Source organism: Mesorhizobium sp. P171375 (assembly GCF_057786075.1).
The window spans coordinates 456,985-479,621 of the sequence record NZ_JBYNWF010000001.1 but is presented as its reverse complement, the minus strand read 5'-3'; the positions used below and the strand labels follow the sequence as shown (position 1 = coordinate 479,621).

The following is a 22,637-nucleotide window of genomic DNA, read 5'->3' as shown; positions in this document are numbered from 1 at the left end:
GTTGTGGATCGGGCTTAGCTCAACCCATCTCTACCCAGACCGGGAGATGATCGGAACCGACGGCTTTTTGATCGACCCACAGGCGCTTCAGCGATCCGGCGAGCGAGGCCGAGGTGAAGATGTAGTCGATGCGCTTGTGGCGGCTTGTGTCTTGCGGCCGGTTGGGATCGACCCAGGTGACGATGTCCGGCGCGTTGAGGCGCTGGGCGACATCGACGGCGAGATCGGCGGTCAGCGGCATGCCGAACTCATGGTCCGGGCGGCCGACGAGTTCGACATACTCCGAGGAGCCGGGCAGCATGTTGAAGTCGCCCATGACGATGAAGGCTTCGGGATAGGGCAGGTCCGGCAGGCCGATCTCGGGAATGCCGGAGAGACCGCCGCCTTCGAGAGCATAGTTCAACAGGCGCTGGCGCAGAAAACGGATCTGGCTGGCGCGCTCAACCGGGCTGCGATGGTCGAGATGGGTGGAATAGAAGCGAACGAAGCCGAGCGGGGTCTCGATCAGCGCCTCGAGCGCGCCGCGTTGGAAGTTCATCGCCTCCAGGCTGCGGCTGCGCGGCAAAAGCAGATTGCGCGACAGTTGGATGGGCGTCTTCGACAGCACCATGTTGCCGAGCTGGAAGGTGGTGGTGATGGCGCGGCCGGCTTCCAGGCGCGAACCGACATTGACCTCGAAATTGCTGCCATAGGCGGCAAAATACTCGGGCAGTGCCTCGCCGATTTCGGCCACCATGTCGCGGTTGCCGTTCCTCGGATTGTTGCGGGTCACTTCCTGCAGCGCGATCACGTCGGCGCCGCGCACCGCATCGATGATGCGGCCGAGATCGTAGCGGCCATCGAGACCGATGCCGTACTGGATGTTATAGGTGACGACCTTCATTCCCACGCCCCCCACGCTCCGTCCCGCGAACACTGCTACCGCTTCCCCGGCAAAAGGGCATCCGGCGCTTTAGTCGCAAATCGGCCTCGCCCTTCGGTCCGCCTTGGTTTAGAGCAAGGCGCAAGGTTAGAGCAAAGCCGCAAGGCCAACAGCAGAAACTGCGTAGTCCAATGAAATTTCTCGATCAAGCCAAGGTCTATATCCGCTCCGGCGACGGCGGCGCCGGTTCGGTGTCGTTCCGGCGCGAAAAGTTCATCGAGTTCGGCGGCCCCGACGGCGGCGATGGCGGCCGCGGCGGCGATGTCTGGCTGGAAGCCGTCAACGGGCTGAACACGCTGATCGACTATCGCTACCAGCAGCATTTCAAGGCCAAGACCGGTGTCCACGGCATGGGCCGCAACATGACCGGCGCCAAGGGCGCCGACGTGACGCTGAAGGTGCCGGCGGGAACCCAGGTCTTTGCCGAGGACAATGAGACGCTGATCTGCGACCTGACCGTGGTCGGCCAGCGCTTCCTGCTCGCCAAGGGCGGCAATGGCGGTTTCGGCAACCAGCATTTCAAGACCTCGACCAACCAGGCGCCGCGCCGCGCCAATCCAGGCCTGCCCGGCGAAGAGATGAATGTCTGGCTGCGGCTCAAGCTGATCGCTGATGCCGGCCTGGTCGGGCTGCCCAATGCCGGCAAGTCGACTTTTCTTGCGGCGGTGACCGCGGCCAAGCCGAAGATCGCCGACTATCCTTTCACCACGCTGCATCCCGGCCTTGGCGTCGCCCGCATCGATGCGCGCGAATTCGTCATTGCCGACATTCCGGGCCTGATCGAAGGCGCGCATGAGGGTGTCGGGATTGGCGACCGGTTCCTCGGCCATGTCGAGCGCACGCGGGTGCTTTTGCATCTGGTCTCGGCGCAGGAGGAGAACCCGGGCAAGGCCTACAAGACCGTGCGCGCCGAACTCGACGCCTATGGCAATGGCTTGACCGACAAGGTCGAGATCGTGGCGCTCAGCCAGGTCGACATCCTTGACGCGGATGAACGCAAGAAGAAGGTTGCGTCGCTGAAACGCGCCGCGGGCCGCGCGCCGATGCTGTTGTCGGCGGTCACCGGCGAAGGCGTCGAAGCGGTGCTGCGCGCGCTGATGGCGGTGGTTGGCGAAGCGCGCAACGCGACCGCCACTCCCGTCGAGACCCGCTGGAATTCATAACGATGACGGCGCAGTCGCTGACAAAATACCGGCGCATCACGGTCAAGATCGGTTCGGCCTTGCTGGTCGACCGCACCAGCGGGCTGAAGCGCGACTGGCTGGCCTCGCTGGCCGATGACATTGCGGTGCTGGCCAATGGCGGCGCCGAGATCCTGGTCGTGTCGTCCGGCGCCATTGCACTCGGCCGCACCATTCTCGGTCTCGGCAAGCGGGCATTGAAGCTTGAAGAGAGCCAGGCGGCGGCCGCCGTCGGGCAGATCGCGCTGGCCGGCGCATGGTCGGATGCACTCGGCAAGGGCGGGCTGAAGTCGGGCCAGATCCTGCTGACGCTGGGCGACACTGAAGAGCGCCGCCGCTACCTCAATGCGCGCGCGACAATCTCGACATTGCTTAAGATGAAGGCGGTGCCGGTCATCAACGAGAACGATACGGTGGCGACCTCCGAAATCCGCTATGGCGACAATGATCGGCTTGCGGCGCGGGTGGCAACGATGATGGGCGCCGACCTTCTGGTGCTGCTCTCCGACATTGACGGGCTCTACACCGCACCGCCGGCGCGCGATCCGCAGGCGAAGTTCATCCCCGTGGTCGACCGCATCACGCCCGATATCGAGGCGATGGCGGGGGCGGCGGCTTCCGAACTGTCGCGCGGCGGTATGCGCACCAAGCTCGACGCCGGCAAGATCGCCACCGCCGCCGGCACCGCGATGATCATCACCTCCGGCACCAGGCTGTCGCCGCTGATGGCGATCGAGCGTGGCGAGCGCGCCACCTTCTTCAAGCCGAGCGCCAACCCAGTGAAAGGCTACAAGACCTGGATCGCCGGCCAGCTCGAACCGGCCGGGCGGCTCACAGTCGATGCCGGCGCCATCGGCGCGCTCTTGTCAGGAAAATCGCTGCTGCCGGCCGGCGTCAGGCTGGTCAGCGGCAATTTCTCGCGCGGCGACACGGTGGCTATCCTGTCACCCGAGGGCCGCGAGATCGCGCGCGGGCTGGTTGCCTACGATGCCGCCGATGCCGTAAGGATCGCAGGCTTGAAAACCGCCGAGATCGAAACAGTGCTCGGCTATGAGGCGCGCTCGGCGATGATCCACAGGGATGATCTTGTGGTGAGCGATCCGGGTGACCAGATACGAGCTGCCGGCCAGCTAAGGGCCGGGGGCGACGTAAGCGGAGGATGAGCCATGCTGAAGCTGCATGAAAAATCCGGGGATGACACGATCGCGCTGATGGCCGATATCGGCCACCGCGCCCGCGCCGCCGCCCGACCGTTGGCCATCGCCACCACCACCGCCAAGAATGCCGCGCTTCTCGCCATGACCGACGCGATCATCGCGCGCCAGCAGGAGATTCTCGACGCCAACGCCATCGATGTGTCGAATGGCCAGGAATCCGGGCTGTCCGCCTCCTTCATGGACCGGCTGAAGCTCGATCCGGCGCGTATCCGCGCCATGGCCGACGGAATCCGCGAAATCGCTGAACTCAAGGATCCGGTGGGCGACGTCATCGCCGCCTGGGAGCGGCCGAACGGCCTGCAGATCGAGCGCGTGCGCACGCCGCTCGGCGTCGTCGGTGTCATCTATGAGAGCCGGCCGAATGTGACGGCGGATGCCGGCGCGCTCTGCCTCAAGGCTGGCAATCCGGTGATCCTGCGCGGCGGCTCGGACTCGCTCAATTCATCCGCCGCCATCCATGCTTGCCTGGTCGAGGGGCTGAAAGCCGCCGGCCTGCCGGAAGACGCCATCCAGCTGGTGCCGACCACCGACCGCGCCGCCGTCGGCGAGATGCTGAAGGGTCTCTCCGGCAATCTCGACGTCATCATTCCGCGCGGCGGCAAAAGCCTGGTCGGGCGGGTGCAGAGCGAGGCGCGGGTGCCGGTCTTTGCCCATCTCGAGGGCATCTGCCATCTCTACATCGACCGCTCGGCCGACCTCGACATGGCGGTCAAGATCGCCGTCAACGCCAAGATGCGCCGCACCGGTGTCTGCGGCGCTGCCGAGACGTTGCTGGTCGATCGTGCCGTGGCGTCGACCCATCTGGTGCCGATCCTCGACGCGCTGCGTGCGGCCGGCTGCGAAATCCATGCTGATCTGGAGGTGATGAAGCTGTTCTTCGACGCCAAGCCCGCGACCGATGCCGACTGGGTGACCGAATATCTCGACGCCATCATCGCGGTGAAGCTGGTCGACGGCATTGCCGGCGCCATCGACCATATCGAAACGTTCTCCTCGCATCATACCGAGGCAATCATCGCCGAGGATGCAAAGGCGGTGGAGCGCTTCTTCAACGAGATCGATTCGGCGATTCTCTTGCACAATGCCTCGACCCAGTTCGCCGATGGCGGCGAGTTCGGCATGGGCGCCGAGATCGGCATCGCCACCGGCAAGATGCATGCGCGCGGACCGGTCGGCGTCGAACAGCTGACCTCGTTCAAATACCGCGTGCGCGGGTCGGGACAGGTGAGGCCTTGAGCGCTGGCCTTACCCTCCCCCTTGTGGGGAGGGTGGCGAGCGTGGCGAGCCGGGTGGGGGGTACGACGCTGAATTCTGCAACACCCCCACCCCGCTCCGCTTCGCGGATCGACCCTCCCCACAAGGGGGAGGGTAAGGGCGCTATTTCCTCCCGCTATCTCAAAATGCCCCACGCCGAAAAGGGTCTTTCTGTTGGCCTGTTTGGCGGCTCGTTCAACCCGCCCCATGCCGGCCATGCGCTGGTGGCAGAAATTGCGCTGCGGCGGCTGGCGCTTGACCAGCTGTGGTGGATGGTGACCCCAGGCAATCCGTTGAAGAGCACCAGGGAATTGGCGCCGCTCGGCGACCGGCTGGTTCAGTCGGAGCAGATCGCCAAGAACCCGAAGATCAAGGTCACCGCCGTCGAGGCGGCGCATCATATCCGCTTCACTGCGGACACGCTGGCGCTGGTCAAGGCGCGCAATCCCGGCGTCGATTTCGTCTGGATCATGGGTGCCGACTCGTTGCGCGACTTCCACCGCTGGCAACGCTGGCGCCAGATCGTCATGACCTTCCCGATCGCCGTCATCGACCGCCCGGGTGCGACGCTGTCCTTCCTGTCTTCGGTCGTCGCCAAGACCTTCGACTATGCCCGCGTCGACGAGGGCGACGCGCCCCGGCTCGCCCGCATGAAAGCGCCGGCCTGGACTTTTATTCACGGCCCGCGCTCCTCGCTGTCGTCGAGCGCTATTCGCAGGGCTGCGAAGGGGTAAGGAATGGCACGGAGTTCCCTTCTCCCATAGGGGGCCTGTTGCGTAATTGGCTGGTTGTGATTCTCTGAAGGCGAAAGCCGGGAGAGTCGCAATGGCGGTTAAGCGGACGGGTCAGTTGAGCCTGGTGGAGGCATTTCTGGGCGACAAGCTTGCGGGCGGTTCTTCGCCGCTCGACCGTCTGTCAGGTCTGGTGAAGTGGTACCGGTTCGAGAAGCTGCTCAACCGGCTGCGGGATGGCGGGCCGGGTCGGGCAGCCTGGCCGCCACTGGTGCTGTTCAAGGCGCTTTTGTTGCAATCGCTCTATGGCTTGTCTGATCGCGAGTTGGAGGAAGCACTCGGCGACCGGCTGTCGTTCCGGCGCTTTGCCGGGCTTGGCCTAGACGACACGGTCCCCGATCACACGGTTCTGTCGCGCTTTCGCAATCTGCTTGTCGGCGAAGGGCTGATGGAGAGGCTGTTTGGCGAACTGGACCGGCAGCTGGAGAAGGCCGGTGTGATCCTGAAGCGTGGGACGATGCTGGACGCCACGCTGATCGATGCGGTCTCGGCACCGCCGACACCCGAGCGGCCGTCGAAGGACGCAGACGCCCGCCCCACCATGCGCAAGGGCAAGGATGGCTTTACCTTTGGGGTGGATGAGGGTTCGGGCCTGATCCGCACGGTGATCACCACACCGGCCAACGTCAACGACACGGTGATGGCCGATGCCTTGATCTGCGGCGACGAGAAGACGGTGTGGGCGGATGCCGCCTATGACACCCATGCCCGCCGTGCCCGATTGAAGGCACAGGGCAAGAAGGTGCGCATTGCGCGCCGTCCCAACAAGCATCATGCGCTGCCGGCACGGCTCAAGCGCTACAATCGCCTGATCGCCAGACGGCGAGCGGCGGTGGAAACCACCTTCGCCACGCTCAAGAACCGCATGAAGCTGACCACGATCCGCTACATCGGACTGGCCAAGGCTACCGCTCAAGTGACGATGGCGGCCATCGCCTTCAACATGCGCCGATGGGCGGCCATCACGGGATAGGTGCGCCCTGCGTCGGCCTGAGGGCCTCCGCCACCATCAAACTCCACCCCAAAAGGCAAAGCCGAGCGAGACATCACGGTCAAACCGCTCCGCACGCCTTTCTCCCGTAACTGTGCAACAGGGCCATAGGGGGAGAAGGGAAGTCCTGCCGATGTCGCTTTTACGGCGGCCTTTCGACGCCGGCTGAGCGATGCTGCGCTGATATGGCCACGCCAGTGAATCACACCAACATCGACCCGCATCACGGCGCCCCGCCGGCGCCGGTGATCGCCATTGCCAGTGTCGTCGTGTCGATGGCGCTGATTGCGGTCGGCAATGGGTTGATGTTTGCCTATATCCCGGTCCGGCTCGGTGTGGAGCATTTCGATCCGACATGGGCCGGGCTGATCATCACCGGCCTGTCGGCCGGCGGCCTTGCCGGCTGCATCCTGACAGGACCTCTCGTCAGAAGGGTCGGGCACGCCCGCGCGTTCATGGTGCTGTCGGCGCTGATTGCGCTCTCCAACGCGGCCATCGGCGCCGGCACCTATCCGCTGCTGTGGATCGCGGCGCGCGCGCTTTACGGCTTTGCCATATGCGGCCTGTTCATCGTCGCCCAGAGCTGGCTCAACGATGCCGTGGCCAACGCCATTCGCGGCCGGGTGATGGCGGTGTTTTACGTCGCCTATGTCGCCGGGCTCGGCGTCGGCTATGCCCTGCTTGCGGCGGTCGACATCGCGTCGGCGCAGGCGCCGCTGATTGGCATTGCCTTCACCGCGGTGTCGATCCTGCCGGTGGGGATGACCCGTCTAGCTCAACCGCCACCACCTCGCGCGGCCTCGGTGGCGCTCGGGCGCGCCTGGCGAATCTCGCCGGTCGGCGTGGCCGGCATGTTGGCCGTCGGCGGCCTGTCGATGGCGATTTCGGGCTTCGCGCCGATCCACGCCACGGCCAAGGGCTACAGCCAGGCCGATGTGGCACTGCTGCTCTCGGCCATGCCTGTCGGCACGCTGATCCTGCAGATCCCGCTCGGCTGGATCTCCGACCGCACCGACCGCCGCTACGTGCTGGCCGGCGCTGCAGCACTCGCCATCGTCGCCGGCCTGCTCGCCATCGGCTTCGACGGCGGCGCGCTGGCGTTGCTGGTGGTGATCTATGTGATCTGGGACGGCGCCTCGGAATCGATCTATTCGCTGGCCAGTGCGCATGCCGCCGACCGCGCCGGCAAGGACGACATGGTGGCGTTGTCGAGTTCGCTGCTGTTTGCCTGGTCGCTGTCTGGTTTCATCGTGCCGGGCATCGTGACGGCGCTGTCGGCTGTCTATGGAACGCAGGCCTTCATCTATGTGGCGATCGTCATCGCCACCGTCTTTTGCCTGTTCGTGCTGTGGCGGGTGGCGACGACGCGGGCAGTCCCTGCTACTGAGACCGGCAGTTTCGCGCCGATGTCGGCTCAGGCGCCGTTGCCGGTGGAGCTCGCCTACGCGCCGGAAGAGTAGCGCTAGACCAGTCCCGCAGACCTACTGTCGGGTGGCGGAAGCCTCCTGCCGGGCCTCCGGCGGCGGCGCCGGAACCGAGATGGCCTCGGCGTCGAAGGCCTGCTTGACGCGCTTGGTGAGATCGATCTGGGTGGCGAAGAAATCCGCCGCCGATGTCCAGTAGCGCAAGGTGATGGCGACGGTGGCATCGCCGACGGTGGCGACAAAGGCAATCGGCGCCGGCTCGCGCTTGATGCGGCGCTCGGCGCCGGCAACGCCCAGCATCGTCTTCTGCGCCAGGTCGATGTCGTTCCAGGAGCCGATGGTCAGCGTGATGTCGCTGCGGCGCACGCCGTTGCGGGTGAAATTGCGAACCGGCTGGTTCCACAGCGTCGAATTGGGCGCCAGAACGTAGACGCCGTCCGTCGTGCGAAGCTTGGTGGCGAACAGGCCGATTTCCTGGATGGTGCCGGCAATGGCGCCGACCTCGACATATTCGCCGATGCGGAATGGCCTGAGCGCCAGAAGCATGATGCCGGCGGCAATGTTCTGCAGCGTGCCTTGCAGCGCCAGGCCGATGGCGAGGCCGATGGCGCCGATGGCGGCAATGATCGAGGCCGTCTGCACGCCGAACTGGCCGAGCACCATGATGACAACCAGGATCAGGATGGCGTATCGGACGATCTTCGAGAAGAAATGCCGCAGCGTCGCGTCGAAGCCATGGATATGGCCGAGCCCGGCTGAGATCGAGCGTTCGGCGAGACCGGCAACGAGGTAGCCGACAACCAGCAGGATGACGGCGCCGATGGCGGAGAAAGAATAGGAAACGATCAGGGTGCTCAGTTGCGCAAGGCCGGCCTGCACGGTGAGAAGCGTGTTTTGGGGATCGATGGGCATCAGAGAAATTCCGGTTGGGGGGGTGCGTCGATAACCCCTGTGGACGCCATGGGTTCCGATTTTTTTGGAGCCCGGCGGAACCGCAAGGTGGGCGCCACGTTCGCGCTGGCAGAGCCTGCGTCTTGAAACTGCAACGGAACTCTGCCTATCTATGGGGTGTCACCTGATTTCATGGGTGATTTGGTTGTTCTTGCTGCGAAAGGAAATACACTGAGAACAGCACTGCGGAAGAAGGCCGACATCGTGCCTTCGCCGGCCAGGATCAGCGTAGATGACGCCGTATCCCGTGCCATCAAGACAGTCCTTGCCAGTCTGGAAGACTCCAAGGCCGAAAATATTGTCTCAATCGACATTCAGGGGAAATCGAGCCTCGGCGACTACATGGTCGTCGCGTCGGGTCGATCGCACCGCCATGTCTCGGCTGTCGCCGACCATCTCCTCAAGGCGCTCAAGGATGCCGGGCTCGGCATGGCGCGCGTCGAGGGGTTGTCCGGCGCCGACTGGGTCCTGATCGATTCGGGCGATATCATCGTCCATGTCTTCCGCCCCGAAGTCCGCGAATTCTACAATCTTGAAAAGATGTGGCAGGCGCCGGATCTCGAGGAAGAGACCCTCCACTAAGGCGCTCGCGCGGCTTATAGAGGCGGGATGAAAGTATTCGTTCATGCCGTGGGCCGGATGAAGACCGGCCCCGAGAGAGAACTCGCCGACCGCTATTTCGAGCGTTTCGCCAAGAGCGGCCCGGCGATCGGGCTCGAATTCTCTGGTGTCGCCGAGATTGCCGAGGGACGCGCCCAGAACGCCAATGAGCGCCGCCGCGAGGAAAGCCAGAAGCTGCAGGCGCAGCTGCAGCCGGGCACGGCGCTATTCCTGCTCGACGAACGCGGCAAAAACCTGTCCTCAGACGATTTCGCCGGCCGCATCGGCCAGCTGCGCGATGGGGGCCGCAAGGCGCTGGTCATCGCCATTGGCGGCGCCGACGGACACGACCAGCCGCTGCGCGACCAGGCCGATCTGGTGCTGTCGTTCGGCGCGGCAACCTGGCCGCACCAGTTGGTGCGCGTCATGCTGGGCGAGCAGCTTTATCGCGCGGCGACAATTCTCTCGGGCCATCCGTACCATCGGTCGTAAACCGGTGGACGCAATCACCGTCATACCGATTTCCGGCCCAATGCGCGGCTGTCTTATGCTAGGCTTCGGTTTCGATCATGGTTGATGGTTCGTTAACGAAGCCACGCATAGAGTCGGGCTTCAATGGCTGACAACGGGAAATCAGGAACGGGCTTCTGGCACGCACGCTGCGGCATCGCCGCAGCCGTGGTTTTGCTGTCGCTCGGCCTTGCGCGGGCCGAAAACACGCTCGACGTGGCGCCCGATCCGGACCAGAGCCGCGCCGAATATGAGAAGGTTTCGGCCGAGATCACCTTGTCGTCCGAACGGCTGGCCAAGCTTGCCGCCGACATTGCGGCGGTCAAGAAGGACCATGCCTCGATCACCGCGGCCCTGATCCAGTCGGCGATGACCGAGCAGAAGCTCGGCCAGGACATCGAGGATATCGGCGCCAGGCTGGAAGGGCTGAAGGGCGAGGAACAGAAGATCCGCGTCTCGCTGGCGGCGCGACGCGACGTGCTGGCTGAAGTGCTGGGCGCGCTGCAGCGCATGGGGCTCAATCCGCCGCCGGCGATCCTGGTCAAGCCGGAAGACGCGCTGTCGTCGGTGCGCAGCGCCATCCTGCTCGGCGCGGTGGTGCCGGAACTGCGCCAGCAGACCGACAAATTGCTGGCCGACCTCAAGGAACAGACGCGGGTAACGGCCTCGATCGAGGCCGAGCGGACCCGGCTGACGGCGGCGATCGGCGAGCAGACGGCGGAAAAGAAACGCCTCTCCATGCTGCTCGAAGCCAAGCAGAAGCTTGAGGCGGACACCTGGACTGCAATGGTGGCGGAAAAGCAGCGCTCCCAGGCGCTTGCGGCCAAGGCCGGCAGCCTGAAGGACCTGATCGCCTCGCTCGAGGCCGACAAGAGCCGCAAGGCGGCCGATGCAGTTAAGGCAGGCGAGCAGAAGGCGGCTGGCGGCGACAAGCCGGACGCGGATACCACAGCGTCGACGGAACTGGCGTCACTGCCGGTGCCGGAAGGCCACCGTCTCACTGCATCGGCGCCGTTTTCGGCGCTTCAGGGCCAGGTCGCGCTGCCGGTCACCGGCAAGATCAAGCGCCGTTTCGGGACCGATGACGGTAACGGCGCGGTGATGCTTGGCGACATGGTTGCGACACAATCGGGAGCCATCGTCACGGCGCCGGCGGACGGAAATGTGCTTTATGCGGGCCCTTTTCGCTCCTATGGTCAACTCTTGATCCTCAATGCGGGAGACGGCTATCATGTCGTCCTGGCGGGGATGAGCAGAATCAGCGTCGCGTCTGGCCAATCGGTGCTCGCAGGAGAGCCGGTCGGCGCGATGGGGGAGGCCCGGGTGGCAAGCACCTCGGCCTCGAAGAATGGAAATGCCGCGCCGGAACTCTACGTCGAGTTCCGCAAGGATGGAAAACCCGTCGATCCGACCCCATGGTGGGCGGACCGCTTCTCTGGAAGGACGTGAAATGATGCGGAAACTGTCGCTTCTTATTGCCGGTGCGCTGATGGGCGCGTCAGCGATGAGCCTGGTCTATGGCGCGCCCGGCTCGACGGCGAACGCTGCAGGCTCCGAAACCTACAAGCAACTGGCGATCTTCGGCGACATCTTCGAGCGCGTGCGGGCGCAGTATGTGACGCCGCCGGACGACAAGTCGCTGGTCGAAAACGCCATCAACGGCATGCTCGCTTCGCTCGATCCGCATTCGTCCTACATGAATGCCGAGCAGGCGCAGGACATGCGCGTGCAGACCAAGGGTGAGTTCGGCGGCCTCGGCATCGAGGTCACCATGGAAAACGACCTGGTCAAGGTGATCACGCCGATCGACGACACACCGGCCGCCAAGGCAGGCGTGCTGGCCGGCGACTATATCGCCAAGATCGACGGCGAAGAGGTTCGCGGCCTAACGCTCAATGACGCGGTCGAGAAGATGCGCGGCCTGGTCAACACGCCGATCAAGCTCACCATCCTGCGCCAGGGCGCCGACAAGCCGATCGAGCTGACGGTTGTGCGCGACATCATCAAGGTCAAGGCGGTCAAGTTCCGGGTCGAGAACGACATCGGCTACATGAAGATCACCTCCTTCACCGAAAAGACCTATGACGACCTCGAGAACGCTATCGACACCATCAAGAAGCAGGTGCCGAACGACAAGCTCAAGGGCTATGTGCTCGATCTGCGCCTCAACCCGGGCGGCCTGCTTGACCAGGCGGTGAGCGTGTCCGACGCCTTCCTCGACCGTGGCGAGATTGTCTCGACCCGCGGCCGCGACCCGAAGGATGTCACCCGCTTCGACGCCAAGGCAGGCGACGACATCGGCGCCAAGCCGCTGATCGTGCTCGTCAATGGCGGTTCGGCCAGTGCTTCGGAGATCGTCGCCGGCGCGCTGCAGGACCTGCGCCGCGCCACCGTGGTAGGCACGCAGTCCTTCGGCAAGGGCTCGGTGCAGACGATCATCCCGCTTGGCGAGAACGGCGCGCTGCGCCTGACGACGGCGCTTTATTACACGCCGTCCGGCAAGTCGATCCAGGGCAAAGGCATTACGCCCGACATCAAGGTCGACCAGCCGCTGCCGCCCGAACTGCAGGGCAGGGACCTGACGCGTGGCGAATCGGACCTCAAGGGCCACATCAAGGGCGCCGACGAGGGTGAGACCGGTTCGGGCTCGGCAGCCTATGTGCCGCCGGATCCGAAGGACGATCTGCAGCTGATCTACGCCGAACAGCTGCTGCGCGGCCAGAAGACCGATCCGGCGTTCCCGCCGAATCCGGAGAAGGCCGTGCTCAACCAGTAAGTCGACCGGCAGCACTGGCTGCCTGATCGAAGCAATGCAATGCTGCCGGGACCGCAAGGTTCCGGCAGTTTGATTCGGAGGCAGTGGCTGGAGCGGTGCCTCAAAAGGCGCGCCGAGGACGCGCCGTCAGTTTTGGATCTGCGCATGGCGAAAAGGTTTCGCTGATCATGCGCCCGGGGATACGGCTTGGCTGACATCGGCAAGGAAATAGAACGCCCGCTCGGACAGACCGTCCGGCCGCGCGCTGCGTCGCGCGGGTTGAGCGCCCGTACTGTCGCGACGACGCTGGTCGTCCTGGCCGCGCTCGGCATCTCCGGCGCGATCGCGCTTCGCGAAAAGCCCTTCCGCAAGCCCGAACAGGCGGCGGTCTCGACGCCGAAGGTGACGGCGGCTGCGGAGCCTGCCGCGGCGGCACCGACTGCCGAGCCCGCGGCGCCGAAGGCGGAAACGCCGCCCAAGGCAGCCGGGCCGCAGATCATCCATGTGCAGACCCAGGAGAGCGACGGTCCAGCGAATGCGGCCATCGTCATCCATGACCCGTCGACGATCGGTCAGAATCTGAAGATCGCGCATATTCCTGACAAGGCGCTGATCGAGGCCAGCGACACCGGCCCGCTGCCGGTACGCGCCGCCGACGGCAGGCGGCCGTTCGACGTCTATGCGCGGCCGTGGTCCGGGTCGCGCGGCGCCCGCGTGGCGATCGTCATCGGTGGGCTTGCCGTGTCGCAGACCGGAACCCAGGCGGCGATCGCCAAGCTTCCGGCGGAAGTGACGCTGGCCTTTGCGCCGCAAGGCAACAGCATCGGCCGTTGGATGCAGGCGGCACGGCAGAGCGGGCATGAGGTGGTCATGCAGGTGCCGCTCGAACCGTTCGACTATCCCAACGTCAATCCCGGCCGCAACACGCTGACGGTGGCGGCGAGCCCTGACGACAACCTGAAGAGCTTGCGCTGGGCGCTGTCGCGAACGACCAACTATACCGGCGTCATGAATTATATGGGCGCGCGCTTTTCCGCCGACGCGACGGCGATGGGACCGTTCATGGCCGAGCTAGGCAAACGCGGCCTTGCCTATATCGACGACGGCTCGTCCGCGCGGAGTCTGGCGCCCGATCTCGCCCTGAAGGACGGCGTGCCGTTTGTCGCCGGCGATATGGCGATCGATGCCGTGCAGGATCGCGGCGCCATCCTGAAAAAGCTCGACGCGCTGGAAGCCACAGCGCGCGCCAAAGGCTCCGCCGTCGGCATAGGCTCGGCCTTCGATCTCACCGTCGACACGGTTGCGGCGTGGGTGCTCGAGGCGAAAAAGCGCGGCATCGAGATCGTGCCGATCTCGGCGGTGGCCATCGACCCGGAAGAAAATTAGCGCGAACTCCCGAAACGGCTGGACCTGACTGATGGCTAAAAAGATCGATCCCGAGACGCTGCCCTACCGCCCCTGCGTCGGACTGATGATCCTCAATGGCGACGGGATGGTCTGGGTCGGCCATCGCATCGCCGAGCCGGACAGCGAATTTGCCGGCACGAAGCAGCTCTGGCAGATGCCGCAAGGCGGCATCGACAAGGGCGAGGAGCCGCTGCAGGCAGCCGGGCGCGAGCTCTATGAGGAGACCGGCATGCGCTCGGTCACGCTGCTGGCCGAGGCGCCGCACTGGATCAACTACGATCTGCCGGCCGATCTGGTCGGCATCGCCTTCAAGGGCCGCTATCGTGGCCAGACGCAGAAATGGTTCGCCTACCGCTTTCATGGGGAGACCAGCGAAATCCAGATCAATCCGCCGCCCGGCGGCCATACGGCCGAATTCGATGAATGGGCCTGGCGGCCGATGCAGGACCTGCCCGGCCTGATCGTGCCGTTCAAACGCAAGGTCTATGAGGATGTGGTGGCGGCATTCCGGCATCTGGCGTAGGCACTCAAGCTGTTGCGGCGTCCAAAATGTGTCCTTACTGATAGAGTTGTTTGGTGCTCTGGTCAGGAGCCGGGATGAGCAGCGCCGTGGGGAAGTCATCGCGTTCAGAGCCGGAAGCCGGCTTGCAGCCGATCAGCGAAGCGGCGGCCGGCGCTATCCTGACCATCGATCTCGGCGCTATCCAAGAAAACTACCGGCGGCTGAAGGCGAAGCTTGGCGGCGTGCGCTGCGCCGGCGTCGTCAAGGCCGACGGTTACGGGCTTGGCGCGCGCCAGGTGGCGGCGGCGCTGGTTGCCGAGGGCTGCGACATCTTCTTTGTCGCGCATCTCACTGAAGGTGTCGCGCTGCGCGAGGCACTCGGGCCGCAGCCCGCGATCCATGTGCTGAACGGGCTGCCGCCGGGCTCCGAGCCGGAAGCGATAGCGGCGGATCTTGTGCCCGTCATCAACAGCGCCGGGCAATTGGAGGCCTGGAGCGAGGCCGGCCGAAAGGCCGGCCGCAAGCTCAAGGCGGCCGTTCAGGTCGATAGCGGCATGTCACGGCTGGGGATGGCGCCTGCGGAGGTCGAGGCGCTTGCGGCCGATGCCTTCGCCGGCGTCGACGTTGTCCTGGTCATGAGCCATCTGGCCCGTGCCGACGAACCCACCAATGCGGCCAATGATGCGCAACTCATGGAATTCGAACGGTTGCGCAAAATGTTGCCCAAGGCGCCGGCGTCGCTCGACAATTCCTCCGGCATCTTTCTCGGGCCGCGCTATCGGTACGACCTCGCCCGCCCAGGTGCTGCGCTCTACGGCATCAACCCGACGCCGGACGAGGCGAACCCGATGCTGCCGGTGGTACGGCTCGAGGCAAAGATCATCCAGACGCGCAGCATTGAAAAGGGTGTGGGCGTCGGCTACGGCCATGCCTTTCTGGCCAGCCGTCCCTTGCGCGCAGCGACAATCTCGCTCGGTTATGCCGATGGCTGGCACCGGCGCGCCGCATCGGCCGCCTGGTTCGAAGGTGTCAGGCTGCCCTTTGTCGGACGGGTGTCGATGGATTCGATCATCCTCGACATTTCGGCGCTGCCGGCCGGCCGGCTGCGCGAGGGCGACCTTGTCGAACTGCTGGGTCCGTCGCAGAGCGTCGACGATGCGGCCGGTCATGCCGGCACCATCGGCTATGAAATCCTGACCAGCCTCGGCCCGCGCTTTCATCGCCGCTACATCAACGAATAGAGGCGCGACACGCCACCCCTTGGCGGACGCGGCAAAATCCGGCAGACAGGAGGCGACGGCTTCAGGCTCGGATAAGATGTCGTCGTGGAGAGTGATGCGATGAAGATCTTCGTGTTGGGCGGCGGCGTTATCGGGGTCACCACAGCCTACTACCTCGCCGAGGCCGGCCACGAGGTCACGGTGTTCGACCGCCAGAAAGGGCCGGCGCTGGAAACCAGCTTCGCCAATGCCGGCGAGGTTTCGCCCGGCTATGCCTCGCCCTGGGCCGGTCCCGGCATTCCGCTGAAAGCGATCAAATGGCTGTTGATGAAGCATGGCCCGCTGGTCGTGCGACCGGCCTTCGATCCCTACATGTGGACGTGGCTGCTCAAGATGCTGCGCAACTGCACTGCCGATCGCTACGCCATCAACAAGGCGCGCATGGTGCCGCTCGCCGAATACAGCCGCGACACGCTGAAGGCGCTGCGCGAGGCGACCGGCATCGCCTATGACGAGCGGACCAAGGGCACGCTGCAGCTGTTTCGCACGCAAAAGCAGCTCGACGGCACCGGCGGCGATGTCGAGGTGCTGAAGAAATATGGCGTGCCCTATGAGTTGCTCGATCCCGATGGCTGCATCGCCGCCGAGCCGGCACTGGCCGGCGTCAGGGAAAAATTTGTAGGTGGGCTCAGGCTGCCCGGCGACGAAACCGGCGACTGCAAGATGTTCACCGACCGGCTGGCCGAGCTCTGCGTGGCGCGCGGCGTTACATTCGAATATGGCACGCAGATCAGGCGCTTCACCAAGAACCGCAATCGCATCGTCAGCTTCGGCACGGACCAGCGCTCGCGCGCGGCCGACGCCTACGTGCTGGCGCTGGGCAGCTATTCGGCGCGCTTCATGCGACTGCTCAGGCGTCCGATCCCGGTCTATCCGGTCAAGGGTTACTCGATCACCGTGCCGATCAAGGATGCGGCGGCTGCACCGGTCTCGACGGTGATGGACGAAACCTACAAGGTGGCGATCACCAGGCTCGGCGACCGCATCCGCGTCGGCGGCACGGCGGAGATTTCCGGCTTCGATCTGCGGTTGCACGAATTGCGCCGGCGCACGCTCGAACATTCGGTCGGCGACCTGTTCCCGGATGGCGGCGACCTCAAGGCCGCGTCGTTCTGGTGCGGGCTGCGGCCGATGACGCCGGATGGGCCGCCGCTGATCGGCCGCACCGAGTTCTCCAATCTCTATCTCAACACCGGCCACGGCACGCTTGGCTGGACCATGGCCTGCGGCTCGGCCAAGGTGCTGTCCGACATCATCTCCAGCAAAGTGCCTGATATCGATGTGCGAGAGTTGGGGCCGGAGCGGTATTTGCGGTAGGGATCAGAACGCCTCCTTCACCCAGCCCTTCGAAAACAGCCACCGGTAAGCCCAGGGTATCGTCACCTTGGTCGATACCGGGTTCGAATGGGCGACATAGTCGTCGTAGACCGGCTGCATCCTGGTGTAGAAGGCGGGGTCAAGCACCATCATGCCGTTCTCCAGGTCGTGGAAGAAGCTGCGGTTGTTGAGGTTGACCGACGAGATCGTCACCAGCCTTTCGTCGATCATCATGATCTTGGAATGCAGCACGACGTCGGGCGCCTTGAATTCGCGGATGTTGATGCGGTCGCCATATTTCTCGACGAACAGCTTGTTGAGCGCGGTCAGCAACTTGCCGCCAATGTCGCCCTTGAGGTCGATGCGGCCGACAATGTCGATCCTGACGCCGCGCGCCAGAGCCCGCTCGATGGCCATGCTGAGCTCCGGTGTCAGATTGAGGTAGGGATTGACGATCTCGATATGGTGCTCTGCGGTGTCGATCAGCTCGACGAAATAGGTCTCCAGCGCGTGGTTGTCCTCATAAGGCACGGAGATGAAATGGCGCACCGTGCCTGGGGGGCGCCGGCCGTCGGTGCGCACCGGAATGGAGAAAGGCCTGATAATGTCGGTGTCGGCGTCGCGCAGCCACAAGGTCGAGAGGTGCGCAGCCAATATCTCTACCGTTGCCGGGTCGGCGAACTCGATGTCGAAATCGCTCCAGTTCGAATAGTAGTTCAGCGAGAAGCCGTCGGTCTTGCCGTATTGCTCCAGGTTGGGATTGCGCGACAGGTCGATCGGCTTGTGGAACAGGAAGCCGTCATGGATGTTGCGGCCGCCGATGATGACGCGCGAGCGGGCGGGATTCTCGGCCAGCGTCGCCAGCATCTTGACGTGGTGGGTCTTGTGCAGTTGCGACAGCTGCTCGTCGATCGGCGCGCCCTGGTCGGCCCGCCAGCGGTATTCCTGCAGCTCGACATTGGGGTAGTCGGCCGCCAGCCGGTGCAGCAGCGCGTCGTCCTTGTCGCGTTCCAGCACGTCGGTCACCATGATGCGCACCTTAGTGCCGAGGGCGGCGTGGTAGCGGATCAGCCGCTCGAGGATGCGGCCGGAAAAGTCGGCCTTGAACTCCAGCGACGACAGGTAGATCAGCTTGAGTTTCGGCGCGCGCGAGAAGTCGAGCGGCAGTTCGGGGTCGGCCTTGTCGAAGGCGCTGTCGGGTAGCGGCACGCCGAGCAGCGCCTCGACCTTGGCGTTGAAGCCGTCGCGCGACTTGCGCAACAGGCGCGGTGACCCCAGCGGCAGCGAGCAGGTCTGCGACAGCCAGCGACCGGCATAGAAGACACGGTCGAGCTCCTCCAGCCCGGAGGGATCGGGCGCCGGACAGCGCTCGTAGCGGCTGTCGAGCGCGGCAATCGCCGGGTACGCGACCTCTTCGCGCAGGATGATGAGTGGCGTCCCCGCCAGGGCCAGACTGGAACTGACCTTGAGACTGCAGCGGTTAAGACCATCGCTCGGGAACAGGCTGGCGGTTTGCCCGGCCGACAGGCGGAGCCGGAGTGCAGCGCCGCTCGCCACGGTGCGCGAACCGCCGACGGCGCGGATCGCCAGCGCGCCGTCGCAGGCGCCCGATATGTCGACAGGCAGCTTTCCCGACTGGCGCAGCACGATCTCAACCGAGCGCGCCTGCAGGCCGGAGAAGCTGAACGTCTTGGGCGCGGAGGGTCGGGCAGCGGCGTCGATATAGAGGGTCTGCCGCGACACCCGCCAGCGGCCGTCAAAATGGCCTTCGCCAGCCGTGCCGCTCGCCGCTGGCATCCGCCCCGCGCCGACCGGCTTCGCCAGTCGTTCCAGCGTCCGGTAGGTGGCCTGGAAATCGCGGTTGGCGATGGCATGGCGGTCATAGCCGAACGGACCGGTGCCGTTCGCCCTGTCCATGGCACCGATCTGGTTGTGGGCGAGCAGCGCCAGAAACTTCCTTTCGTAGTCGCCGGTGCCGGCATCGCCGAAAAACTGCGTGGCAGCGACTTGCGGTCCTGGCGCGTCGGCCGACAGCGAGGGCCGCGCGCAGTCCTCGTTACCAGGGAAGAAGTCGCAGCTATGTTTAAGCGGACCAGCGCATGCGGCCAGCGCCATAAGCGCCAGCCCGGCCAGGACCAGGCAAGTGGCGCGGTTCATCCCGCCGTCCCGTTCATGGTTTTCAGCTCGGCCGGGTCGCGGGGTGGCAGGAAGCCTTGCGGAAAGACCTTGCAGACGGGAAGCGCAAAGGTGGCGATCAAAAGCTCGGCCTCGCCGCGCATCTTTTTCGGCACCGTCCTGTCGCCGCGGATTGCCTTTGCCGAGGCGACCAAAGCGCCGTCGCAGGCGCAATGGTTGCGCCGCGCGATGTAGCAGGCGTCATGGATCTGGCAGGCGCTGTCGAGCCGGTCGACCGGCCGGGCCGAGAGGTCGCCGGTGCGGGTGCCCGGGCCGCAATAATTGCCGAAGACGAAAGGCGAGGGGCGGGCCATTGCGGTGCGGACCGGCCTAGGCAGTTCAGCTTCCGGAACCGTGGTCCATGGGTTGGCGCAGGCCGAAAGCCAGGCCAGCAGGAGGATGGCAAGAACGGCTCGCATTGTTATTCGCGCCAGCTTTCCGAAAAATGTGCCACCCGGCGCTCCACCGTACCAGTGAGCGTGGCATCAGGCGCAGGATATTCCGTGGCAAAGGAAGGGGATTTTATGGCAAGGGAAAGGCGATAGCCTACACGAACAGCCCGCGCTCCCTCTCCACCGCCTTGGTGATGAAGTTGGCGACGATCTGCACGCGGCGGAGAGGGCGAACCGATTCATGATAGACCAGCCAGTAGGCGCGGCGGATCGGCGCCACGATGTCGACGGGGATCAGCTCCGGCATCGAGCGGGCGACGAAGGTGTGCAGGATGCCGATGCCGGCGCCGGAGCGTACCGCCTCGGCCTGGCCGAGGGCCGAGGAAATGGCAAAGCTGGTCCGCCAGTCCGGGCTGAACTCGGCCGCATAGTCGAGCGATGGGCTGACGATGAGGTCCGGCACATAGCCGATCAATGTATGCTGGCTAAGTTCCGCTGATGTTCGCGGCAGGCCATGTGCCTCAACATAGGCGCGCGAGGCAAACAGGCCGAGCGTGTAGTCGACCAGCTTTCCCGCCACCAGCCTGCCTTCGCTCGGCCGCTCGACGGTGATGGCGATGTCGGCCTCGCGCCGTGACAGCGAGAAGGAACGCGGCACCGGCACCAGCTGGATGGTCAGTTCGCGGTGCAGCGCCGTCAGCGCACCGAGACGCGTGGCGAGGAAGGCGACGCCGAACCCGTCGGGCGCGCCGATGCGCACCGTGCCGGAAATATCGTCGCCTTCGCCCGACACGGTTGAGCGCGCAGCGATCATGTCGCCCTCCATTCGCTCGGCAATGTCGAGAAAGCGCTCGCCGGCCGGCGTCAGCTCGCTGCCGGTGGTGAGCCGGCGAAAGAGTTTTGTGCGCAGCGCATCCTCGAGCGCCGCGATGCGGCGTGAGACGGTGGCGTGGTTGAGCTCGAGGCGCTTGGCGGCGCCGAGGATCTGCCCAGCGCGGGCCACGGCGAGGAAGATGCGGACGTCATCCCAGTTCATGCGGATGGTCCGATTTAGTGGCGAGCGCCGCGTTCCCGCCCACCCCCCTCTGGCCTGCCGGCCATCTCCCCCGCAAGGGGGGAGATTGGATGTCACTCCGGCTTTCGCCAATCCTGACCGCCGAAAGAAAGGCACCGTCGCTGACGCTGCTGATCTCCCCCCTTGCGGGGGAGATGGCCGGCAGGCCAGAGGGGGGTGTGAAGGATCGCAACTCTCTATCCTTGCTGCCAATCAACAGAACATCGCCATTTGCGGCAATTAATGCACACCGGGTCGCCGTTGTCTAATCCCTGCACAACGGTTGCGTTCTCCCTCGCGTTGCCTTCGCGCCTGCAAAGGCGTTGAATGCATCATCACAAACTCAGGGAGAGAAACCATGATCGAATACGGTCATTTCATCGGCGGCAAGCATGTCGCCGGGACCAGCGGGCGCAAGCAGGATGTCATGCAGCCGATGGACGGCACGGTGCGCGGCACGGTGGCGCTGGCTTCGCCAGCGGAACTGCGCGCGGCAGTCGAGAATGCCAAGGAGGCGCAGCCGAAATGGGCCGCCACCAACCCGCAGCGCCGCGTGCGCGTCTTGATGAAATTCCTCGAACTGGTCGCCCGCGACTATGACGAACTGGCCGACATACTGGCGCGCGAGCATGGCAAGACCATCGCCGACGCCAAGGGCGACATCCAGCGCGGCCTCGAAGTGGTTGAAGTCTGCATCGGCGCGCCGCACATGATGAAGGGCGAATTCACCGACGGCGCCGGCCCCGGCATCGACGTCTATTCGATGCGCCAGCCGCTCGGCGTCGTCGCCGGCATCACGCCGTTCAATTTCCCGGCGATGATCCCGCTGTGGAAGATCGCGCCGGCAATCGCTTGCGGCAACGCGTTCATCCTGAAGCCTTCGGAGCGCGACCCGGGCGTGCCGATGCGCATCGCCGAACTGTTCATCGAGGCCGGCCTGCCGGCCGGCATCCTCAACGTCGTCAATGGCGACAAGGATGTCGTCGACGCCATCCTCGACGATGCCGACATCAAGGCTATCGGCTTCGTCGGCTCGACGCCGATCGCCCATTACATCTATTCGCGCGGCACGGCGGCGGGAAAACGCGTGCAGTGCTTCGGCGGCGCCAAGAATCACATGATCATCATGCGCGACGCCGACATGGACCAGACGGTCGATGCGCTGATCGGCGCCGGCTACGGCTCGGCCGGCGAGCGCTGCATGGCGATCTCGGTGGCGGTGCCTGTCGGCAATGACACCGCCAACCGGCTGATGGAAAAACTGGTCCCGCGTGTCGAAAGCCTAAAGGTTGGCCCATCGACCGATTCCTCCGCTGATTTCGGCCCGCTGGTGACGCGCCAAGCTCTGGAGCGGGTCAAGGGCTATGTCGACATCGGCGTCAAGGAAGGCGCCAAGCTGGTCGTCGACGGCCGCGGCTTCTCCATGCAGGGCTACGAGGACGGCTACTATATGGGCGGCTGCCTGTTCGACAACGTCACCGCCGACATGCGCATCTACAAGGAAGAGATTTTTGGGCCGGTGCTGTCGGTGGTGCGCGCGCCGACCTATGAGAACGCCATCAAGCTCGCCAACGACCACGAAATGGGCAATGGCGTCGCCATCTTCACCCGCGACGGCGATGCCGCGCGCGACTTTGCTTCCCGTGTCCAGGTCGGCATGGTCGGCGTCAACGTGCCGATCCCCGTGCCGATCGCCTATTACACGTTCGGCGGCTGGAAGGCGTCATCCTTTGGCGACCTCAACCAGCACGGCCCGGACGCATTCCGCTTCTACACCAAGACCAAGACGGTGACGTCGCGCTGGCCGTCCGGCATCAAGGATGGCGCGGAATTCGTCATCCCGACGATGAACTGACCGGACGTTCTTTCACTTGTGCGTCCTCGCCTTTGGCTGCGCGCGCGGGCAGGCATCAA

General features: G+C 64.9%; 20 protein-coding genes. 15 read left to right on the top strand and 5 right to left on the bottom strand.

Going from position 1 to position 22,637, the window contains the following annotated elements; all coding sequences use genetic code 11:
* Positions 1-19: 19 nt before the first annotated feature.
* On the bottom strand, positions 20-883 hold the full coding sequence (locus tag ACYHH6_RS02415; RefSeq protein ID WP_352593030.1) for an endonuclease/exonuclease/phosphatase family protein: 864 nt from the start codon (positions 881-883) through the stop codon (positions 20-22).
* Positions 884-1,053: 170 nt separating this feature from the next.
* Between ACYHH6_RS02415 and obgE the strand changes: the two genes are divergently transcribed.
* The 6 genes from obgE (at position 1,054) to ACYHH6_RS02385 (ending at position 7,816) form a co-directional block, all read left to right on the top strand.
* A complete protein-coding gene (gene obgE / locus ACYHH6_RS02410; RefSeq protein ID WP_352593027.1) occupies positions 1,054-2,085 on the top strand; it encodes a GTPase ObgE in 1,032 nt (343 codons plus the stop codon).
* Between the two features lie 2 nt (positions 2,086-2,087).
* Entirely contained in the window at positions 2,088-3,266 is a 1,179-nt protein-coding gene (proB, locus tag ACYHH6_RS02405) for a glutamate 5-kinase (protein ID WP_352593024.1), read from the top strand.
* Positions 3,267-3,269: 3 nt separating this feature from the next.
* Positions 3,270-4,556 (top strand): glutamate-5-semialdehyde dehydrogenase, encoded by a 1,287-nt coding sequence (locus ACYHH6_RS02400; protein ID WP_352593021.1) that lies wholly within the window; start codon positions 3,270-3,272, stop codon positions 4,554-4,556.
* Positions 4,557-4,720: 164 nt separating this feature from the next.
* Positions 4,721-5,308: a nicotinate-nucleotide adenylyltransferase gene (locus ACYHH6_RS02395; protein ID WP_352593018.1), complete on the top strand. Its 588-nt coding sequence runs from the start codon at positions 4,721-4,723 to the stop codon at positions 5,306-5,308.
* Positions 5,309-5,399: 91 nt separating this feature from the next.
* Positions 5,400-6,338 (top strand): IS5 family transposase, encoded by a 939-nt coding sequence (locus ACYHH6_RS02390; RefSeq protein WP_488500398.1) that lies wholly within the window; start codon positions 5,400-5,402, stop codon positions 6,336-6,338.
* Between the two features lie 203 nt (positions 6,339-6,541).
* Entirely contained in the window at positions 6,542-7,816 is a 1,275-nt protein-coding gene (locus tag ACYHH6_RS02385; protein ID WP_352592676.1) for an MFS transporter, read from the top strand.
* Between the two features lie 21 nt (positions 7,817-7,837).
* Here ACYHH6_RS02385 and ACYHH6_RS02380 read toward each other — a convergent pair whose 3' ends face one another.
* On the bottom strand, positions 7,838-8,692 hold the full coding sequence (locus tag ACYHH6_RS02380; RefSeq protein WP_352592673.1) for a mechanosensitive ion channel family protein: 855 nt from the start codon (positions 8,690-8,692) through the stop codon (positions 7,838-7,840).
* 243 nt (positions 8,693-8,935) lie between these two features.
* Between ACYHH6_RS02380 and rsfS the strand changes: the two genes are divergently transcribed.
* From rsfS to ACYHH6_RS02340, 8 genes are all read left to right on the top strand, one after another.
* A complete protein-coding gene (rsfS, locus tag ACYHH6_RS02375; RefSeq protein ID WP_112559829.1) occupies positions 8,936-9,313 on the top strand; it encodes a ribosome silencing factor in 378 nt (125 codons plus the stop codon).
* A gap of 27 nt (positions 9,314-9,340) precedes the next feature.
* Positions 9,341-9,823, top strand: coding sequence for a 23S rRNA (pseudouridine(1915)-N(3))-methyltransferase RlmH (gene rlmH / locus ACYHH6_RS02370; protein ID WP_352592670.1), 483 nt, complete (start codon positions 9,341-9,343; stop codon positions 9,821-9,823).
* A gap of 123 nt (positions 9,824-9,946) precedes the next feature.
* Positions 9,947-11,290 (top strand): murein hydrolase activator EnvC family protein, encoded by a 1,344-nt coding sequence (locus ACYHH6_RS02365; RefSeq protein ID WP_352592667.1) that lies wholly within the window; start codon positions 9,947-9,949, stop codon positions 11,288-11,290.
* A 1-nt stretch (position 11,291) separates the two neighbouring features.
* The gene (locus tag ACYHH6_RS02360; RefSeq protein ID WP_162712000.1) at positions 11,292-12,617 is read left to right on the top strand and encodes a S41 family peptidase; all 1,326 of its coding nucleotides are present in this window, start codon (positions 11,292-11,294) and stop codon (positions 12,615-12,617) included.
* Positions 12,618-12,803: 186 nt separating this feature from the next.
* Entirely contained in the window at positions 12,804-13,982 is a 1,179-nt protein-coding gene (locus ACYHH6_RS02355; RefSeq protein WP_352592664.1) for a divergent polysaccharide deacetylase family protein, read from the top strand.
* Positions 13,983-14,013: 31 nt separating this feature from the next.
* The gene (locus tag ACYHH6_RS02350) at positions 14,014-14,526 is read left to right on the top strand and encodes an RNA pyrophosphohydrolase (protein WP_352592661.1); all 513 of its coding nucleotides are present in this window, start codon (positions 14,014-14,016) and stop codon (positions 14,524-14,526) included.
* A gap of 74 nt (positions 14,527-14,600) precedes the next feature.
* On the top strand, positions 14,601-15,746 hold the full coding sequence (gene alr / locus ACYHH6_RS02345; RefSeq protein WP_352592658.1) for an alanine racemase: 1,146 nt from the start codon (positions 14,601-14,603) through the stop codon (positions 15,744-15,746).
* A gap of 99 nt (positions 15,747-15,845) precedes the next feature.
* The gene (locus tag ACYHH6_RS02340; protein WP_488500397.1) at positions 15,846-17,102 is read left to right on the top strand and encodes a D-amino acid dehydrogenase; all 1,257 of its coding nucleotides are present in this window, start codon (positions 15,846-15,848) and stop codon (positions 17,100-17,102) included.
* A 3-nt stretch (positions 17,103-17,105) separates the two neighbouring features.
* Here ACYHH6_RS02340 and ACYHH6_RS02335 read toward each other — a convergent pair whose 3' ends face one another.
* The 3 genes from ACYHH6_RS02335 to ACYHH6_RS02325 form a co-directional block, all read right to left on the bottom strand.
* Entirely contained in the window at positions 17,106-19,259 is a 2,154-nt protein-coding gene (locus ACYHH6_RS02335; RefSeq protein ID WP_352592652.1) for a phospholipase D-like domain-containing protein, read from the bottom strand.
* Positions 19,256-19,696, bottom strand: coding sequence for a phospholipase A2 family protein (locus ACYHH6_RS02330; RefSeq protein WP_352592649.1), 441 nt, complete (start codon positions 19,694-19,696; stop codon positions 19,256-19,258). Before ACYHH6_RS02330 ends, ACYHH6_RS02335 begins: the two co-directional genes overlap by 4 nt.
* Positions 19,697-19,823: 127 nt before the next feature.
* The gene (locus tag ACYHH6_RS02325; RefSeq protein WP_192252482.1) at positions 19,824-20,705 is read right to left on the bottom strand and encodes a LysR family transcriptional regulator; all 882 of its coding nucleotides are present in this window, start codon (positions 20,703-20,705) and stop codon (positions 19,824-19,826) included.
* A gap of 376 nt (positions 20,706-21,081) precedes the next feature.
* Between ACYHH6_RS02325 and ACYHH6_RS02320 the strand changes: the two genes are divergently transcribed.
* A complete protein-coding gene (locus tag ACYHH6_RS02320; RefSeq protein WP_352592646.1) occupies positions 21,082-22,578 on the top strand; it encodes a CoA-acylating methylmalonate-semialdehyde dehydrogenase in 1,497 nt (498 codons plus the stop codon).
* Positions 22,579-22,637: the final 59 nt, after the last annotated feature.

Coding starts and splice junctions, on each gene's coding strand:
- ACYHH6_RS02415 (WP_352593030.1), bottom strand. CDS start 883: ATGAAGGTCGTCACCTATAACATCCAGTACGGCATCGGTCTCGATGGC.
- obgE (WP_352593027.1), top strand. CDS start 1,054: ATGAAATTTCTCGATCAAGCCAAGGTCTATATCCGCTCCGGCGACGGC.
- proB (WP_352593024.1), top strand. CDS start 2,088: ATGACGGCGCAGTCGCTGACAAAATACCGGCGCATCACGGTCAAGATC.
- ACYHH6_RS02400 (WP_352593021.1), top strand. CDS start 3,270: ATGCTGAAGCTGCATGAAAAATCCGGGGATGACACGATCGCGCTGATG.
- ACYHH6_RS02395 (WP_352593018.1), top strand. CDS start 4,721: ATGCCCCACGCCGAAAAGGGTCTTTCTGTTGGCCTGTTTGGCGGCTCG.
- ACYHH6_RS02390 (WP_488500398.1), top strand. CDS start 5,400: ATGGCGGTTAAGCGGACGGGTCAGTTGAGCCTGGTGGAGGCATTTCTG.
- ACYHH6_RS02385 (WP_352592676.1), top strand. CDS start 6,542: ATGGCCACGCCAGTGAATCACACCAACATCGACCCGCATCACGGCGCC.
- ACYHH6_RS02380 (WP_352592673.1), bottom strand. CDS start 8,692: ATGCCCATCGATCCCCAAAACACGCTTCTCACCGTGCAGGCCGGCCTT.
- rlmH (WP_352592670.1), top strand. CDS start 9,341: ATGAAAGTATTCGTTCATGCCGTGGGCCGGATGAAGACCGGCCCCGAG.
- ACYHH6_RS02365 (WP_352592667.1), top strand. CDS start 9,947: ATGGCTGACAACGGGAAATCAGGAACGGGCTTCTGGCACGCACGCTGC.
- ACYHH6_RS02360 (WP_162712000.1), top strand. CDS start 11,292: ATGATGCGGAAACTGTCGCTTCTTATTGCCGGTGCGCTGATGGGCGCG.
- ACYHH6_RS02350 (WP_352592661.1), top strand. CDS start 14,014: ATGGCTAAAAAGATCGATCCCGAGACGCTGCCCTACCGCCCCTGCGTC.
- alr (WP_352592658.1), top strand. CDS start 14,601: ATGAGCAGCGCCGTGGGGAAGTCATCGCGTTCAGAGCCGGAAGCCGGC.
- ACYHH6_RS02340 (WP_488500397.1), top strand. CDS start 15,846: ATGAAGATCTTCGTGTTGGGCGGCGGCGTTATCGGGGTCACCACAGCC.
- ACYHH6_RS02335 (WP_352592652.1), bottom strand. CDS start 19,259: ATGAACCGCGCCACTTGCCTGGTCCTGGCCGGGCTGGCGCTTATGGCG.
- ACYHH6_RS02330 (WP_352592649.1), bottom strand. CDS start 19,696: ATGCGAGCCGTTCTTGCCATCCTCCTGCTGGCCTGGCTTTCGGCCTGC.
- ACYHH6_RS02325 (WP_192252482.1), bottom strand. CDS start 20,705: ATGAACTGGGATGACGTCCGCATCTTCCTCGCCGTGGCCCGCGCTGGG.
- ACYHH6_RS02320 (WP_352592646.1), top strand. CDS start 21,082: ATGATCGAATACGGTCATTTCATCGGCGGCAAGCATGTCGCCGGGACC.